The organism is Xanthomonas sp. NCPPB 2864 (assembly GCF_056675615.1).
Map to the genome: position 1 here is coordinate 1 of NZ_JBWWVS010000009.1, position 16,034 is coordinate 16,034.

The following is a 16,034-nucleotide window of genomic DNA, read 5'->3' on the forward strand; positions in this document are numbered from 1 at the left end:
CTAACCACGGCACGACCACTGATGTCCTCGCACTATCGCAAAGTGACGTCGCTGTTCTGGCAGAGACCTTCCGCCTGCTGGGCGACCAATCGCGATTGAAAATCCTGTTGCAGTGCATGCGCGGATCGGTCGCAGTGGGCGACATTGCTGGCTCGCTAGACCTGTCGCAGTCCTTGGTCAGCCATCACCTGCGCCTGTTGCGCGGCGCGCGCCTCGTGCGCGGCGAGCGCCAAGCCAAGCACATCTTCTACGGCATTGCCGACCAGCACGTCAGCCAGGTACTCCAGGACATGGCGGTTCACATTTCGGAGGACAGACACGACGATTGACTGAACATGTGAGTGCGCGCCGGCCTACGCCTTCAAGGGGTAGGCTTTTTTTGGCTATTAATCTAGAGAGACACCGGCGCGCCTTGCTGAATGCCTAGAAGACCCCAAGCAAAAAGCACTCTAAAAATAAACACTTGAACATATCTTCATGTGTGTTATTATTTGTCTACGGGGTATCCGAAAGGCGTAAGGACCACGCCATTATTTTTAACGTCAAGGAGTATTGACCATGTCCAAGAAAATTCGCTTTGCTGTTCTGCTTTCCGCACTTTTTGCTGCTGGAGTAAACGCTCAACCGTTCGCCGCAGATATGACACGGCAACAGGTCCAGGAGGATCTGGCTGCTTGGAGGCAATCTGGGTTGGAAGCGTTGTCTCGCGGCGAAAGCGGCCCGGATACGTTCAGCCCTCAATACCAGGCTGCCTTTCAGCGCTACTTGCAATTGACCCAAGGTGATATGTATCAGGCGCCCTCAGCAGGAAAGACTCGTGCTGAAGTGATGGCTGATTTGGAACTGTGGAAAATCTCCGGCATGCACGCGTTCACCTCGCGCGGAATCACCACCGCTTCGCACACCCAAGCCTACCAACAAGCCTACGAGAGCTATCTCCAGCTCAAGCTGGGTGCGGCTTACAAGGCTCCGGTGGCATTGACTCGTGCTCAAGTAAAGAGTGATTTGGCAGATTGGCAGGTTGCGGGAATGGCTGGATTCTGGGCTGGTGAGCAGACGCCTGATACCTATAGTGATGCCTACCGCACCGCATTTGAAACCTACCAGATGCTGCGCAACAAAAAATGACTTAATGGCAGCTGCATAAAGCAGCGGTCGGATGGTTCAGCCAGAAAGAGATTCTTTCTTTTTTTTGAATAAACATACAAACAAGTGTTCATTTGTTTGCATAACATTCCGATCGCTGATTTGTGCGTCCTGCCACGGCGATTACTCAGAGAACCAGGAGATTGATATGTCTTTGGAAACATTGGACGGCACAGGAGCGCAGGACGAACAACTGGGCTTTCGGGTCGAAGGTATGGATTGCGCCAGTTGCGTCGGCAAGATTGAAACAGCGCTTGGTCGAATTGATGGCGTATCAAATGTACAGGTTAATTTTACAAATGAGACGCTGACGTTGACGCGCAGCACAAGTAGCCGAAATACTGCACGCGACATTGCCAAGAAAATCCGGTCCCTGGGCTTCGACGTGCAGGCACTGCCCGCGTCCGAAATGTCCGCAGCACCTGCACCGTGCCATGCGGCCCACGCGCATGACCACGCCGGCTGCGGCGGCCACCATGACCATGGGCATGCCCACGACCACGGGCACGATCATTCGCACGGCAAAGCGTGCGGTGATGACCATGGGCATGGCCATGCTCACGGCCATGCCCATGCCCATGACCACGGTCACGATCACGGGGCCTGCAGCGGGCATGACCATGCGCCGGCCTCTGCCTCCCGTGGAGCACCCAGCACGCCCCCCAACGTGTCCATGCGCGTCGAGGGCATGGACTGCGCCAGTTGCGTCGGCAAGATCGAAACGGCGCTCGCTCGCATGGATGGCGTGTCCGATGCCCGCATAAACTTCACCGCAGAAACGCTGGAATTGACGCTCGCGTCTGGCGGCCCCACGCAGCTCGGCCACATCGAGAAGACCATCAAGAGCCTGGGCTTCGGCGTCTCCGACGTGCGCCGCCATGATGGCTCAGCACCCGCGGCCCCAGCAGCAGCATCGACGGCGCGCCATCAGCGCTGGTGGCAGACGAAGAAAGGCAAGCACGTGCTGGGCCTGGGCGGCCTGATGGGCTCGGCCTACGCGATCGCGCAGTTCGTTCCTGGCTACGCTGAATGGATCTTCGCCGCTGCGGTGATCGCGGGCGTGCTGCCGTTCGCTCGCAAAGCCTTCGCGCTGGCTGTGTCAGGCTCGCCGTTCTCTATCGAAACGCTGATGGTCGTCGCCTCGCTGGGCGCGCTCGTGATAGGCGAGGCCGAGGAAGCTGCTGCCGTGGTGTTCCTGTTCGCGATCGGCGAGCTGCTGGAAAGCGTGGCCGCCGGCCGCGCGCGCGCCGGCATCAAGGCGCTGGCCTCCCTGGTGCCTAAGACGGCGGTACTGCTCGATGCCGCGGGCGGGCAGCGCGAAGTGCCCGCCGCTTCCCTGCGCGTGAGCGACCGCGTGCTGGTGCGCCCTGGTGACCGGGTGCCTGCGGACGGCAAGATCCTCCGCGGTGAAAGCAGCCTGGACGAGTCGCCTATCACCGGCGAGTCCGTACCGCGTCAAAAGGCTATCGGTGCCGACGTGTTCGCCGGCTCCATCAACGTCGATGGCGTGCTCGAAGTACAAGTCGAGAAGACGGCATCGGACAACACCATTTCTCGCATCATCCAACTGGTGGAGCAGGCGCAGTCCTCCAAGGCGCCCACGGCTCGCTTCATCGAAAAGTTCAGCCGCTACTACACCCCTGCCGTCATGGCCATCGCGGCGTTGATCGTGGTGGTTCCGCCACTTGCCATGGGTGGCGACTGGGGTACCTGGCTGTACCGCGGCCTCGCACTGCTGTTGATTGCCTGCCCATGTGCGCTGGTGCTCTCCACACCGGCGGCCATCGCCTCGGGCCTTGCGGTGGCCACGCGACGGGGCCTGCTGATCAAGGGTGGCAACGCGTTGGAAACCATCGGCCGCGTGCGCGCCATTGCCTTCGACAAGACTGGCACGCTGACCGAGGGCAAGCCGCGCATCACCGAGGTCCTGCCCTTCGGGCTGTTCAAGCATCAACAGGTCCTTGCGCTTGCCGCCGCTGTCGAGTCCGGCTCAAACCATCCCTTGGCGAAGGCCATTGTCGCCCATGCCAAGAGCCTGGACGTGGCGATTCCCCAGGCCACGGGCGCATCGGCCATTGCCGGCAAGGCGGTGCGCGCCACCGTGAACGGCAGTGCGCTCGCTGTCGGATCGCCCGCCCATGCGGAACAGACGGCCACGCTGACAGCCGCGCACCGCAGGGAAATCGACAAGCTGGAGGATGGCGGCAAGACCGTGGTGGTCCTGTTCGACGAAGCCAGCAAGAACGTTCTGGGCCTGCTGGCCCTGCGCGACGAGCCCCGCCGCGACGCGCGCGAAGGCGTGGCCCAGCTCAACGCCATGGGCGTGCGCTCGGTCATGCTGACCGGCGACAACCGCCGCACCGCGCAGGCGATCGCCGGCAAGCTGGGCATCGAGTGGGAGGCCGAGCTGCTGCCGCAGGACAAGCTGCGCTTGGTCAACGAGATGAAGCGTGATGCCAAGGTGGCGATGGTCGGCGACGGCATCAACGACGCGCCGGCCCTGGCGACCGCCGACGTGGGTATCGCCATGGGCGGCGGCACGGACGTGGCGCTGGAAACCGCCGATGCCGCGCTGCTCAAGAGCCGCGTCACGGACGTGGCCCACCTGGTGGCCCTGTCGCGGGCGACGATGGCCAACATTCACCAAAACGTCGTATTCGCCATTGGCCTCAAGGGCTTGTTCCTGGTCACCACCGTGTTGGGTATCACCGGCTTGTGGGTTGCCGTGCTGGCCGACACCGGCGCCACGGCCCTGGTCACGCTGAACGCACTGCGCCTGCTGCGCTTCAAGGGCGCGCCGGAGGCCAACCACGGCGACGACGCCGGGCGTCCCACCACCTTGTCCGTGCCGTCTGCCCGCTGAGGCAACAAGAGGGCTTGACCTTGCCGTCGTTGTAACGCCTAGCCTCCACACAAATGTCTGCAGAGCGCTTCGGAAGGGCCGGAGTCCTGCATCCAAGAAAGGGTCACTTCCATGCGTAAAAAAATCAGAATCATTGTGGTGGCAGGCGTCATCGCAGCCGTCGGGGGGATAGCGATCGCTGCCCGCGACGCCAAGGACGAGGGCAAGGCCGCGGCGCCCCCGGCGGGCGCGCCGATGGCGCCGCAGGTGCCCGTGGCCGAGGTCATTACCGCACGGTCGCGCCATCGGCCGAGTACACCGGCTTCCTGGCCGCGCCCAAGACCGTCGAGCTGCGCTCGCGGGTCGGCGGCGCCGTCGATGCGGTGAGCGTTCCCGAAGGTAGCCTCGTGCGCAAGGGCCAACTGCTGTTCCAGATCGACCCGAGGCCGTTCCAGGTTGCGCTCGACACGGCCGTGGCGCAACTGCGTCAGGCCGAGGTGCTGGCCAGCCAGGCCCAGGCCGACTTTGACCGCGCCGAGCGCCTGGTGGCGACCGGCGCCGTCGCGCGCAAGACCTATGACGATGCCGCCTCCGCACGCAACGCGCGCCAGGCTCAGGTGCAGGCGGCTAAGGCCGCCGTTGCTGCGGCTCAGCTGGACCTGTCCTACGCCCGCGTCACTGCGCCCATCGCCGGGCGCGTCGACCGCGTGCTCGTGACCGAGGGCAACTTGGTCAGCGGTGGCGGCGCCGGCGCGGCCACGCTGCTGACCACGATCGTATCCATCGACCCGTTGCACGTGTACTTCGACATTGATGAGGCCACCTATCTCAACGTCGTCAGCCGCTCGCGGCCCGCTGCGGGCGCCGGTAGCAAGGCTTCGCTGCCCGTGCAGGTCGGGCTGACCACGGACAAGGGTTTCCCGCACAGGGGCGCGCTCGACTTCGTGGGCAACACCATTGACCGAAGCACCGGCACGATCCGCGCGCGCGCCGTTGTGCCCAACCCGGATGGGCGCATGGCACCCGGCATGTTCGCCCGGGCCAAGCTGTCCACCGGCGCGGCGCGCGAGGCCGTCCTGATCGACGATCAGGCCGTGGGCACCGACCAAGGGCGCAACTACGTGCTGGTCGTGGGCGAGAACAACCAGGCCCAGTACCGGCCCATCGAACTGGGGCCGGTGGTGGACGGGCTGCGCGTCATCAACGGCGGCCTGCAGGCCGGTGAGAAGATCATCATCAAGGGCCTCGTGCGCCCCGGCATGGCGGTCACGCCGCGCATGGTGCCCATGCAGGCGCCCGCGGCACCGGCCGCCGGCGCGACCGGCGCGACCAAGGCTGCGGCAAACGCTCCGGCTCCCGCTGCGGCGCCTGCCAAGGCCGGTGGCGCGGACCCCGCCAAGGCTGACGGCGCGGCCGGCTCGGCGGAGGCCCGCAAATGAATTTCCCCCGCTTCTTCATCAACCGGCCGATCTTCGCCATCGTCCTGTCGGTGCTGATGCTGATCGCGGGCGCGATCAGCTATTTCCAGCTCCCCCTGAGCGAGTACCCCCAGGTCACGCCGCCGACGGTGCAGGTCACCGCCAGCTATCCCGGCGCCAACCCGCAGGTGATCGCCGACACCGTGGCATCGCCGCTGGAGCAGGCGGTCAACGGCGTGGAAGGCATGATGTACATGCAGTCCCAGATGTCCACGGACGGGCGGATGGTGCTGACCATCTCGTTCGAGCAGCACATCGACCCCGACGTCGCGCAGATCCAGGTGCAGAACCGCGTCTCACGCGCGCTGCCCCGGTTGCCGCCCGAGGTCCAGCGCATCGGCGTGGTCACCGACAAGACCGCGCCCGATATTCTCATGGTGGTGCATATGCTCTCGCCGGGGGACCGCTACGACCCGCTGTACGTGTCCAACTACGCGATGCTCAACGTGCGCGACGAACTGGCGCGCCTGCCGGGCATCGCCAACGTGATCATCGGCGGTGAAGGCGAGTACGCAATGCGCGTCTGGCTCGACCCCGAGAAGGTCGCATCGCGGGGCATGACCGCCAGCGATGTGGTCGCCGCCATCCGCGAGCAGAACGTGCAGGTCGCAGCCGGCTCGATCGGCCAGCAGCCGAATGCGTCGGCCGCCTTCCAGGTCAGCGTCAATGCGCTGGGGCGCCTGACCACCGAAGAGCAGTTCGGCGACATCGTGATCAAGGCCGGCGCCAACGGCCAGGTGACCCGCCTGCGCGACGTCGCACGCCTGGAACTGGGCTCGGACAACTACACCATGCGCGGCCAGCTCGACGGCGAGAACGCGGTCGGCCTGCAAATCCTGATGACGCCCGGCTCCAATGCCCTGGACACGTCCAGCGCGGTGCGCGCGACGATGGAGCGGCTGCAGGCCAAGTTCCCCGAAGGCATCGAGTACAAGATCGCCTACGACCCCACAGTCTTCGTGCGCGCCTCGCTCCAGTCCGTCGCCGTCACGCTGCTGGAGGCCATCCTCCTGGTGGTGATCGTGGTGGTGCTGTTCCTGCAATCTTGGCGCGCGTCGATCATTCCACTGATCGCCGTGCCGGTCTCGCTGGTCGGCACGTTCGCGGTGATGCACATGTTCGGCTTCTCGCTGAACACGCTGTCGCTGTTTGGCCTCGTGCTCTCCATCGGCATCGTGGTGGATGACGCCATCGTGGTGGTGGAGAACGTGGAGCGCCACATGGCGCTGGGCGAATCGCCCAAGGATGCGGCGCGCAAGGCGATGGATGAAGTGACTGGCCCGATCCTGGCCATCACCTCGGTGCTGGCAGCGGTCTTCATCCCCTCGGCGTTCCTGTCGGGGCTGCAGGGCGAGTTCTATCGCCAGTTCGCGCTGACCATCGCGTTCTCGACCATCCTGTCGGCGATCAACTCGCTTACGCTGTCGCCAGCGCTGGCCGCCATCCTGCTCAAGCCGCACCACGGCGCGGCCAAGCCCGATCGTCTCACGCGCATCATCGACGGCGTGTTCGGCGGCTTCTTCCGCCGCTTCAACCGCTTCTTCGATCGCGCCTCGAATTCCTACGTCGGGGGCGTGCGCCGCGCGGTGCGCGGCAGCGCCATCGTGCTGCTGCTCTACGTCGGCTTCCTGGGCCTGACCTGGCTGGGCTTCCACAAGGTGCCTGCGGGCTTCGTGCCGGCCCAGGACAAGTACTATCTCGTGGGCATCGCCCAGCTTCCGACCGGCGCCTCGCTGGATCGCACCGAGGCGGTCGTCAAGGAGATGACCAAGATCGCACTGGCTGAGCCGGGCGTCGAGAGCGTGGTGGCCTTCCCGGGCCTGTCGGTCAATGGACCGGTGAACCAGCCGAACACCGCGCTGATGTTCGCCATGCTCAAGCCCTTCGATGAGCGCAAGGACCCGTCGCTGTCGGCCTTCGCCATCCAGGGCAAGCTCATGGGCAAGTTCAGCCAGATCCCGGACGGCTTCGTTGGCATCTTCCCGCCGCCGCCGGTGCCGGGCCTGGGTTCGATGGGCGGCTTCAAGCTGCAGATCGAGGACCGGGCGGGCCTGGGTCCCGAGGCGCTTGCGCAGGCACAGGGCCAGATCATGGGCAAGGCCATGCAGGCGCCCGAGCTGGCGAACATGCTCGCCAGCTTCCAGACCAATGCGCCGCAGTTGCAGGTGGACATCGACCGGGTGAAGGCCAAGTCGCAGGGCGTATCGCTGACCGAGGTGTTCGACACCCTGCAGGTCAACCTTGGCTCGCTCTACGTCAACGACTTCAACCGCTTCGGTCGCACCTACCGGGTCATGGCCCAGGCCGATGCGCAGTTCCGCATGCAGGCTGAGGACATAGGCATGCTCAAGGTGCGCAATGCAGCGGGCGACATGATCCCGCTGAGCGCGATCGCGACCATCGAGCGCAGTTCCGGCCCCGACCGGGTGATGCATTACAACGGCTTTCCCTCGGCCGACATCAGCGGCGGGCCAGCGCCGGGCTACTCGTCCGGCCAGGCCACCGCCGCGATTGAGAAGATCGTGAGCGAATCGCTGCCGGACGGTATGACCTACGAATGGACGGACCTGACTTTCCAGGAAAAACGGGTTGGCAACACGGCGATCTACATCTTCGCGCTGGCGGTGCTGCTCGCCTTCCTGTTCCTGGCGGCCCAGTACAACAGTTGGTCGCTGCCGTTCGCTGTGCTGCTGATTGCACCCATGGCGCTGCTCTCGGCGATCGCCGGCGTCTGGCTCTCTGGGGGCGACAACAACATCTTCACGCAGATCGGTTTCGTGGTGCTGGTCGGCCTGGCTGCCAAGAACGCGATCCTGATCGTGGAGTTCGCCCGCGCGAAGGAAAGCGAAGGGGCCGATCCGCTGGCAGCCGTGCTCGAAGCCGCGCGCTTGCGGCTGCGCCCGATCTTGATGACGTCGTTCGCCTTCATCGCTGGCGTGGTGCCGCTGGTGCTGGCCAGCGGTGCGGGCGCCGAGATGCGCCACGCCATGGGCATCGCGGTGTTCGCCGGCATGCTGGGCGTGACGGTATTCGGCCTGGTGCTGACGCCGGTGTTCTACGTTGTGGTGCGCAAGCTGGCGCTGCGCCGCGAAGCGCGCCATGCCCGTGGCGGCATGACCGACCAGCACGCATGACGGCCAGGAGGACATACGACATGAAAACATCTTTCGCATTCACACGACCCGCCAGGACGCTGGCGCCGCTCGCCCTCGCGGCGGCGCTGGCTGGCTGCTCCATGGCACCGAAGTATGACCGGCCCGCAGCGCCGATCGACACGGCCTATCCCTCGGGCGCGGCCTATGTGGAACTGGCGGCCGCGACGCCCGACGACGCGATCACGGCCGAGATCGGTTGGCGGGACTTCTTCCGCGACCCGCTGCTGCAGCAGTTGATCGGCATTTCGCTGGAGAACAACCGCGACATGCACAAAGCCGCGCTCAACGTGGAGGCGGCTCAGGCGCTGTACCGTATCCAGCGTGCCGAGATGCTGCCGAACCTGGGCGTTTCCGCCCGCGGCGCGTCAGAGCGCGTACCGGCCGACCTCAGTACCACGGGGCAAAGCGACGTGCTCCGGCGCTACGACGTGGCCGGGGTGACGGCCGCCTGGGAGCTGGACCTGTGGGGCCGCATCCGCAGCCTCAACGACCGGGCGCTGGCGTCCTACCTGGCCCTCGACGAGACCCGCATCGCCACGCAGATGAGCCTGGTGTCCGAGGTGGCCAGCGCCTACCTCACGCTGCGCGCCGACCAGGAACTGCTGCGCCTGACGAGCGACACCCTCGCCACACAGAAGCGCTCCTATGACCTGACCACCCAACTGGTGGAAGCGGGAAATTCCACGCAGCTCGACCTGCGCCGCGCGGAGATCGCGCTGCGCACCGCCGAGGCCAACCGCGCCGCCTACACGCGGCAGGCGGCCAAGGACCGCAACGCGCTGGTGCTGCTGCTGGGCCAGCCGCTGACGCCGGAGCTGTCCCGGCAGCTTGACGAGGCCGTGGCGCTGCCGGACGACATCGTGCCGACCGACCTGCCGAGCGGCCTGCCGTCCGAACTGCTCGCGCGTCGGCCGGACATCCGCGCCGCCGAGCAGATGCTGATCGGCGCCAACGCCAACATCGGCGCGGCGCGGGCCGCGTTCTTCCCGACGATTAGCCTCACGGGCTCGGCGGGCACGGCCAGCGCTTCGCTGGACGGCCTGTTCGATTCGGGCTCGCGGGCCTGGAGCTTCCTGCCGCAGATCACGCTGCCCATCTTCCGCGGCGGCGCGTTGCGAGCCAATCTGGACGTGGCACAGGTACAAAAGAGGATCGAAATCGCCAACTACGAGAAGTCTATCCAGGCGGCCTTTGCTGAGGTGGCTGACGGCTTGGCGGGCAAGCGCACGCTTGATGAGCAGATCCGCTCGGAGCAGCTCCTGGTAGCGGCTAGCCAGAAAGCCTACCAACTAGCCGAGCAACGCTTCCAGGAAGGCGTGGACGACAACCTCACCTTGCTCGATGCGCAACGCACACAGTACGGTGCGCAGCAGACCCTGGTGCGCACGCGCCTGACGCGGCTGAACAACCTCATCCACCTCTACAAGGCGCTGGGTGGCGGCTGGACTGAGCACACGGTGCAATCGGGCGCCACCGGGCAACCATCCGCCCGGTCGCCGGGATAAGGGCTATGCGCAACGGCGGCGTTCCCCATCGTTGCGCACGGAGAACCGGATGAGGATCGGTGAACTTGCGCGCTTGACGGGCACCCCCCCGGAGAACATTCGGTTCTACGAGCGGGAGGGCCTGTTGCAAGCCCCGGAGCGGTCACGCAACAACTATCGGCGCTATGGCCCGGCCCATGTCGAACGGCTTCACCTGATTCGCAACTACCGTGCCTCGGGAATCGGCCTGGATGACGTGCGCCGCCTACTGGGTTGGGCACATGAGGGGTTCCTGGAACCTGAGCTGCTAAGGCAGGCTGTCCAAGGCCATCTCGCCTGTGTTGAGGAACGCATGGAGCAACTGATCCAGGTGAAAGAGCACCTGCTCGCATTGGCCCTGCACGGTGCTGCTTCCGCCGGGGCTTCCGAGGATGGACCGGCTCGCGATGGTTCGTGAGCATCGCATGTCCATATAACTGAATATATATTCATGCGTGTAATATTTCCGGCCAGACAAACGAATAAGAAAGACGCCCATGACCGACCAGAGCATCACGCGCCGAAACATCGGCGTTCTCACCGCCGCGCAGGCGCTCGGCGGCGCCAGCGCGCCCATCGTGATGTCGCTGGGTGGGCTGGTCGGCCAGCAGCTTGCCAAGAATTCGGCCTGGATCACCTTGCCCGTGAGTCTGTTCGGCCTGGGTCTTGCCATCGGCACCTTGCCTGCCGCCTTCATCATGCGGCACCATGGCCGCCGCAACGGATACGTGGTGGGGGTCGGCTTCGGCGTGGCCTCGGGCCTGATCGCCGCGTTGGGCATCATGCTGGCCTCGTTCTGGATCTTCTGCGCCGGCACCTTCCTGGCGGGCTTCTACGGCGCGTATGTGCAGAGCTACCGCTTCGCAGCCGCCGACACCGCCGAGGACGCGCTTAAGGCCAAGGCCATTTCCTGGGTCATGGTGGGCGGTCTCGCGGGCGCCATCATCGGGCCGCAGTTGGTGATCTTCACGCGCGATGCGGTAGCGGGCACGCCCTACGTTGGCAGCTTCCTCAGCCAGGCGCTGCTGCCGCTGATCGCCTTGCCGATCCTGCTGATGCTGCGCACGCCGAGCCAGACCCAGGCCGAAGCAGTCGCCGATAGCGGTCGGACGGTGCTGCAGCTCTTGGCGATGCCGCGCTATCTGCTGGCCGTGGCTGCGGGCGTGGTGTCCTATGGGGTGATGGCGTTCGTGATGACGGCCGCGCCGGTGGCGATGGTCAACCACGGGCATTCGGTGGACAACGCCGCCCTAGGAATACAGTGGCACCTGCTGGCGATGTTCGGGCCGAGCTTCTTCACCGGGCGACTGATGGTGCGCTACGGCAAGGAGCGCGTGACCGCCGTCGGCATGGTGCTGCTCGCCGCCTCCGGGGTGGTGGCCCTGGGCGGGCTCGGCCTGTCCCACTTCTGGGGCTCGCTGGCGCTGTTGGGCATCGGCTGGAATTTGAGTTTCATCGGCGCCACGGCGATGGTCACCGACTGCCACACCCCGGCCGAGCGGGGCAAGGCGCAGGGCATGAACGACTTCTTCGTCTTCGCCGCCACGGCGGCCGTGTCGTTCCTCGCGGGGTCGATCCTGCACAGCTCGGGCTGGCAAGCGGTCAACTGGATGATCTTCCCGGCCTTGGCGCTGATCTTGGTGCCGCTGCTGTGGCAGGGGCGGTACGGTTGCAACTGACTTGACTTGGGGCATTGATCGAGGACTGGAAGCCGATAAGTGGCCCGTTCCGGCACTACACGACTTGTCTCCACTGCTGAAACTTCGGAAAGCTACTTTGCCGTTCCACCTTTATTGATGGTCAAAGAGTTGTATGGACAGATGAATTTAGTTAGTTAGTTAGTTAGTTAGATTTATCAAGAAGCAGTTTAACCACGGCTTTGGCTTTGCGAGCAGCGTGCAGATCTCCAAGAACGTGAGCCTGAATAATCGCCCCTTCAAGCAACATAGCAATTGTTTCAGAGATTTGAACTATCGATTCTCTGGACGTTATGACAAGTGAAGTGTGGTGTGTGATCCATCGCAGCATAGCCTCTTTGTTTCGGGCGCAAAGCTTATGTATATCATGATCCGGATTGCTGAATTCGGCGCTGACATTAATGAAATAACAACCCAAGAAAAGTGGCTTGGATTGATCGAGACCCTGAAACAGATCGTCAAAAGCATCAAGCATGGCATACAAGGCGTCCCTACCTGGCGTCGCTTCGTGCAAACGCAAATCGAGCCAAGAGAAATACTGCTGATCACAATATTCGACGGTCGCAGCAATTAGATCTTCCTTGCTGGAGAAATGGTTATATAGCGTTTTCTTGGCAATGCCGGACTCTTCAAGTACCCGATTGATGCCAACAGCATGAATGCCGTACTTATAAAAAAGGTTAAAGGCAGTTGCGACTAACTGTTCTTTTTTGTCCATGATGTTATTCATCGTTGTGAGGATTCATACGCGACATGTTGACACAAGGAGACAGGGTTGTCTACAATCCCTCAAGGAGACCGATCTGTCTCTTTCTTTGCAATTTCCTTGAGGCTTCTTTTATGAACACGACAACAGCGGCTTCCGCACAACAGCCCTCCGTCATCTATGATCTAGTCACGATAGGTTCCGGTTCGGCGGCTAGAGCCGCAGCGAACGAAGCACGTAGGCTCGACAAAACAGTCGCCATGATCGAACAGGGGTTGGCAGGAGGGACCTGTCTCAATGTAGGATGCGTTCCTTCAAAGACGTTGCTTGCGGCGGCTTCTGCTCGCATGTCTGCTGCGCATGGGAAGTTCCCAGGTATAGCGACCTCGGCCGGGCCTGTCGACTTGTCTTTGCTTGTCAGAGATAAAGATCAAATGATCGGGCACTTCCGGCAGTCTTTCCATGTACAAGCACCCAAGGATGCAGGTATTGCGGTATTTCGCGGCAAGGCGACCTTTGTAGCGTCAGATGAGCCAGATATCGTAGCGCTCGTCGTCGCGGACTCAGACGGAAACACAAACCTGGTGTACGCCAAGCAGGTACTGATCGCCAGTGGGGCAGCGCCATTCATTCCTTCCATTCCTGGCCTCAGTGAGGTGGACTTTCTCACTTCCGGCTCGGCCATGTCCCTTGAGCAGGTGCCTGAGTCCATGCTGGTCGTCGGCGGCAATGCGATCGGTCTGGAGCAAGGTCAATTGTTCGCTCGACTGGGCAGCAAGGTTGAAGTGGTCGAGATAGCTCCTCGAATTGCACCGTTCGAGGATCCCGCGATTTCTGCGGCACTGGAGCAGGCGCTGTCAGCGGAGGGCATCATGTTCCATACTGGCGCCAATCTGACAAACGTCGTACCACACGAGAGCGGGGTGCTTGCAACTGTCGTCGCCGAAGGACGTACTCAGCAAATTTTCGCCCATAAGATTCTCATAGCGACGGGGCGCCGTCCGGCAACTGAAGGACTCAACTTGGATGCTGTCAATGTGTCCAGGGGCGATCGAGGCGAAATAATTGTGGACGAACATCTGCGAACCTCAAATCCTCGCATCTGGGCAGCGGGCGATGTCACTGGTATGGCTCAATTAGTGTATGTCGCTAGTGCGCAGGGGACCGTGGCCGCGAGCAATGCTCTGGGCAACGAGCCTCGGTCCCTAGACTACACCGCCTTGCCCCGCGTCATTTTCACGTCGCCCGAGATGGCTGCTGTCGGCATGACTCCTATGCAGGCTGAGGCGGCCCAAATTGCCTATGATGTTCGTGAAATTCCGGTTTCCTTTGTTCTACGTGCTATTGTAAGTCGTCACGACAAAGGGATAATCAAGATGATATCCGAGCGTGAGACAGGAAGGATTCTGGGTATTCATATGGTAGGCGAATCTGCTGGAGAGGTTATTGCAGCTGCAACCTATATTATCTCCGCAGGACTTACGGTTGACCAACTTGCAAAACAGTGGTCTCCGTACTTCACTATGGCGGAGTCGCTTAAAAACGTAGCAAGCAGTGCGCCAACTTTGGAAGATTCGGCTAATGGCTAAATCTTATTATTACTATGCGCTTAAATTTCAAGGGATCGTTTCAGGGTAAAGTTTCCTGATGTGAGCATGTTTGAGTTTTTTGCTATGGCGGGATCGCTCAATGGGCTTCCCGCCTTTTTTGTGGTGAATCATTAAAGAATTTGCCGATCTTGAATATATGCATAAAAACTCAGGGGGTGCCGTTCAGTCTGTTGACGAGAAAGATAGGATTCTTTTACTGAGAAATTCCCGTCAGAACTTCAATTTATCTTCTCTAAATTTGAAAGGTTGTCAGGCAATTCATGCGCGATGAGTAGACACGCTGGCCTGCTTCAGTGCCCCCGAGTACTGCGACCAGAAGGAAAGGGGTTATTCGTTTCATAGTTCGATTTCCTGCTGTGGGCTACTGCTTCGCAGCCGCCGTCACCGCCGAGGACGCGCTTAAGGCCAAGGCCATTTCCTGGGTCATGGTGGGCGGTCTCGCGGGCGCCATCATCGGGCCGCAGTTGGTGATCTTCACGCGCGATGCGGTAGCGGGCACGCCCTACGTTGGCAGCTTCCTCAGCCAGGCGCTGCTGCCGCTGATCGCCTTGCCGATCCTGCTGATGCTGCGCACGCCGAGCCAGACCCAGGCCGAAGCAGTCGCCGATAGCGGTCGGACGGTGCTGCAGCTCTTGGCGATGCCGCGCTATCTGCTGGCCGTGGCTGCGGGCGTGGTGTCCTATGGGGTGATGGCGTTCGTGATGACGGCCGCGCCGGTGGCGATGGTCAACCACGGGCATTCGGTGGACAACGCCGCCCTAGGAATACAGTGGCACCTGCTGGCGATGTTCGGGCCGAGCTTTTTCACAGGACGACTGATGGTGCGCTACGGCAAGGAGCGCGTGACCGCCGTCGGCATGGTGCTGCTCGCCGCCTCCGGGGTGGTGGCCCTGGGCGGGCTCGGCCTGTCCCACTTCTGGGGCTCGCTGGCGCTGCTGGGCATCGGCTGGAACTTCAGCTTCATCGGCGCGACGGCGATGGTCACCGATTGCCACACCCCGGCCGAGCGCAGCAAGGCGCAGGGCATGAACGATTTCTTCGTCTTCGCCGCCACGGCGGCCGTGTCGTTCCTCGCGGGATCGATCCTGCACAGCTCGGGCTGGCAGGCGGTCAACTGGATGATCTTCCCGGCCCTGGCGCTGATCCTGGTGCCGCTGCTGTGGCAGGCCGCGCGAAAGCCGGCGCTGCCAGCTCCGGTCTGATCGGAGCGGTGCAAGAGGCGCTCCGCGCAGTGGGTCGCCTCGGCCGCTACAGCACCTGCTTCCACTGGCGCAGCCTCGACAGCGCGTCGTCGTAGGCGGTGGAGGTGAAGAACTGGATCTTGCGCCCGAGGGTCTTCATCGGGCTCAACGCGGGATCGAAAAGCGAGGCGTTCGAATGGTGCGCCACGCAGTCGAGCACCCGGTCCTGTCCCTCCGTGAGCATGGCTTCCAGCTCGCGAAGGTCTCTGCCCGCGAAACGGCGCTGGAAGCCGGCAGAAAGACGCTCGGCCCGCTGCGCCATCGCACTCGGCGAGTAAAAGGACGCCGAAGGTCCAGGCGTCCGATCATGCGCGAACTGCAGGATCATCGTGTTCCAGACGATGACGTCCACCAGGACCATCGCAGCGTTGGTATGCAGGCGCGGCTCCTGCCAGATCATGGCCGTGTGCCGGTAGTGGCTGGCGGGAATGGTGGCAGCTTCTACCCCGAGCTTTCGGTGGCTGGCGCGAACCTTGTCAAGGAGTTCCTGCTTCGTGGTTGGTAGTTTCATTCGGGATTTCTATTTCATCGAGACAAGGCTCGATAACCGGCGTGTCAGATATTCATCAAGTCACCAGCGCAATTACCTTGGATTGAGGAAAAGCGCTTGCCTCACCGCTGCGCTGGCGGCGCCGA

The 16,034-nt window shown here is 62.8% G+C and carries 11 protein-coding genes and 1 pseudogene; 10 read left to right on the plus strand and 2 right to left on the minus strand.

Annotated elements, in window-relative coordinates; all coding sequences use genetic code 11:
* From AC1KVE_RS16795 to AC1KVE_RS16830, 8 genes and pseudogenes are all read left to right on the plus strand, one after another.
* Positions 1-329: ArsR/SmtB family transcription factor (locus tag AC1KVE_RS16795; RefSeq protein ID WP_481092820.1), on the plus strand; the 329-nt coding region annotated here is incomplete at its 5' end.
* A gap of 229 nt (positions 330-558) precedes the next feature.
* Positions 559-1,128: a DUF4148 domain-containing protein gene (locus AC1KVE_RS16800; RefSeq protein WP_003821150.1), complete on the plus strand. Its 570-nt coding sequence runs from the start codon at positions 559-561 to the stop codon at positions 1,126-1,128.
* A gap of 166 nt (positions 1,129-1,294) precedes the next feature.
* The gene (locus AC1KVE_RS16805) at positions 1,295-4,009 is read left to right on the plus strand and encodes a heavy metal translocating P-type ATPase (protein ID WP_012614060.1); all 2,715 of its coding nucleotides are present in this window, start codon (positions 1,295-1,297) and stop codon (positions 4,007-4,009) included.
* A gap of 281 nt (positions 4,010-4,290) precedes the next feature.
* Positions 4,291-5,427: pseudogene (locus tag AC1KVE_RS16810) on the plus strand (efflux RND transporter periplasmic adaptor subunit); the annotation flags it as partial.
* Complete coding sequence (locus AC1KVE_RS16815) at positions 5,424-8,600, plus strand: efflux RND transporter permease subunit (protein WP_012614062.1); 3,177 nt, start codon at positions 5,424-5,426, stop codon at positions 8,598-8,600. The pseudogene AC1KVE_RS16810 and the gene AC1KVE_RS16815, both read left to right, overlap by 4 nt.
* Before the next feature lie 20 nt (positions 8,601-8,620).
* Positions 8,621-10,126, plus strand: a complete 1,506-nt coding sequence (locus tag AC1KVE_RS16820; protein WP_003821143.1) for an efflux transporter outer membrane subunit — start codon at positions 8,621-8,623, stop codon at positions 10,124-10,126.
* Positions 10,127-10,175: 49 nt separating this feature from the next.
* Positions 10,176-10,562: a MerR family transcriptional regulator gene (locus AC1KVE_RS16825; RefSeq protein ID WP_015912830.1), complete on the plus strand. Its 387-nt coding sequence runs from the start codon at positions 10,176-10,178 to the stop codon at positions 10,560-10,562.
* A 79-nt stretch (positions 10,563-10,641) separates the two neighbouring features.
* On the plus strand, positions 10,642-11,823 hold the full coding sequence (locus AC1KVE_RS16830; protein ID WP_012614063.1) for an MFS transporter: 1,182 nt from the start codon (positions 10,642-10,644) through the stop codon (positions 11,821-11,823).
* Positions 11,824-11,986: 163 nt separating this feature from the next.
* Here the strand turns inward: AC1KVE_RS16830 and AC1KVE_RS16835 are convergent, their stop codons facing one another.
* On the minus strand, positions 11,987-12,559 hold the full coding sequence (locus tag AC1KVE_RS16835) for a TetR/AcrR family transcriptional regulator (protein WP_017638772.1): 573 nt from the start codon (positions 12,557-12,559) through the stop codon (positions 11,987-11,989).
* Positions 12,560-12,681: 122 nt separating this feature from the next.
* Here AC1KVE_RS16835 and merA point away from each other — a divergent pair, with 122 nt between their 5' ends.
* Both merA and AC1KVE_RS16845 read left to right on the plus strand, forming a co-directional pair.
* Positions 12,682-14,136 (plus strand): mercury(II) reductase, encoded by a 1,455-nt coding sequence (gene merA, locus AC1KVE_RS16840; RefSeq protein ID WP_003821139.1) that lies wholly within the window; start codon positions 12,682-12,684, stop codon positions 14,134-14,136.
* Between the two features lie 377 nt (positions 14,137-14,513).
* Positions 14,514-15,359, plus strand: coding sequence for an MFS transporter (locus tag AC1KVE_RS16845; protein ID WP_024082530.1), 846 nt, complete (start codon positions 14,514-14,516; stop codon positions 15,357-15,359).
* 46 nt (positions 15,360-15,405) lie between these two features.
* Here AC1KVE_RS16845 and AC1KVE_RS16850 read toward each other — a convergent pair whose 3' ends face one another.
* Positions 15,406-15,909 (minus strand): ClbS/DfsB family four-helix bundle protein, encoded by a 504-nt coding sequence (locus tag AC1KVE_RS16850; protein WP_003821138.1) that lies wholly within the window; start codon positions 15,907-15,909, stop codon positions 15,406-15,408.
* Positions 15,910-16,034 lie beyond the last annotated feature (125 nt).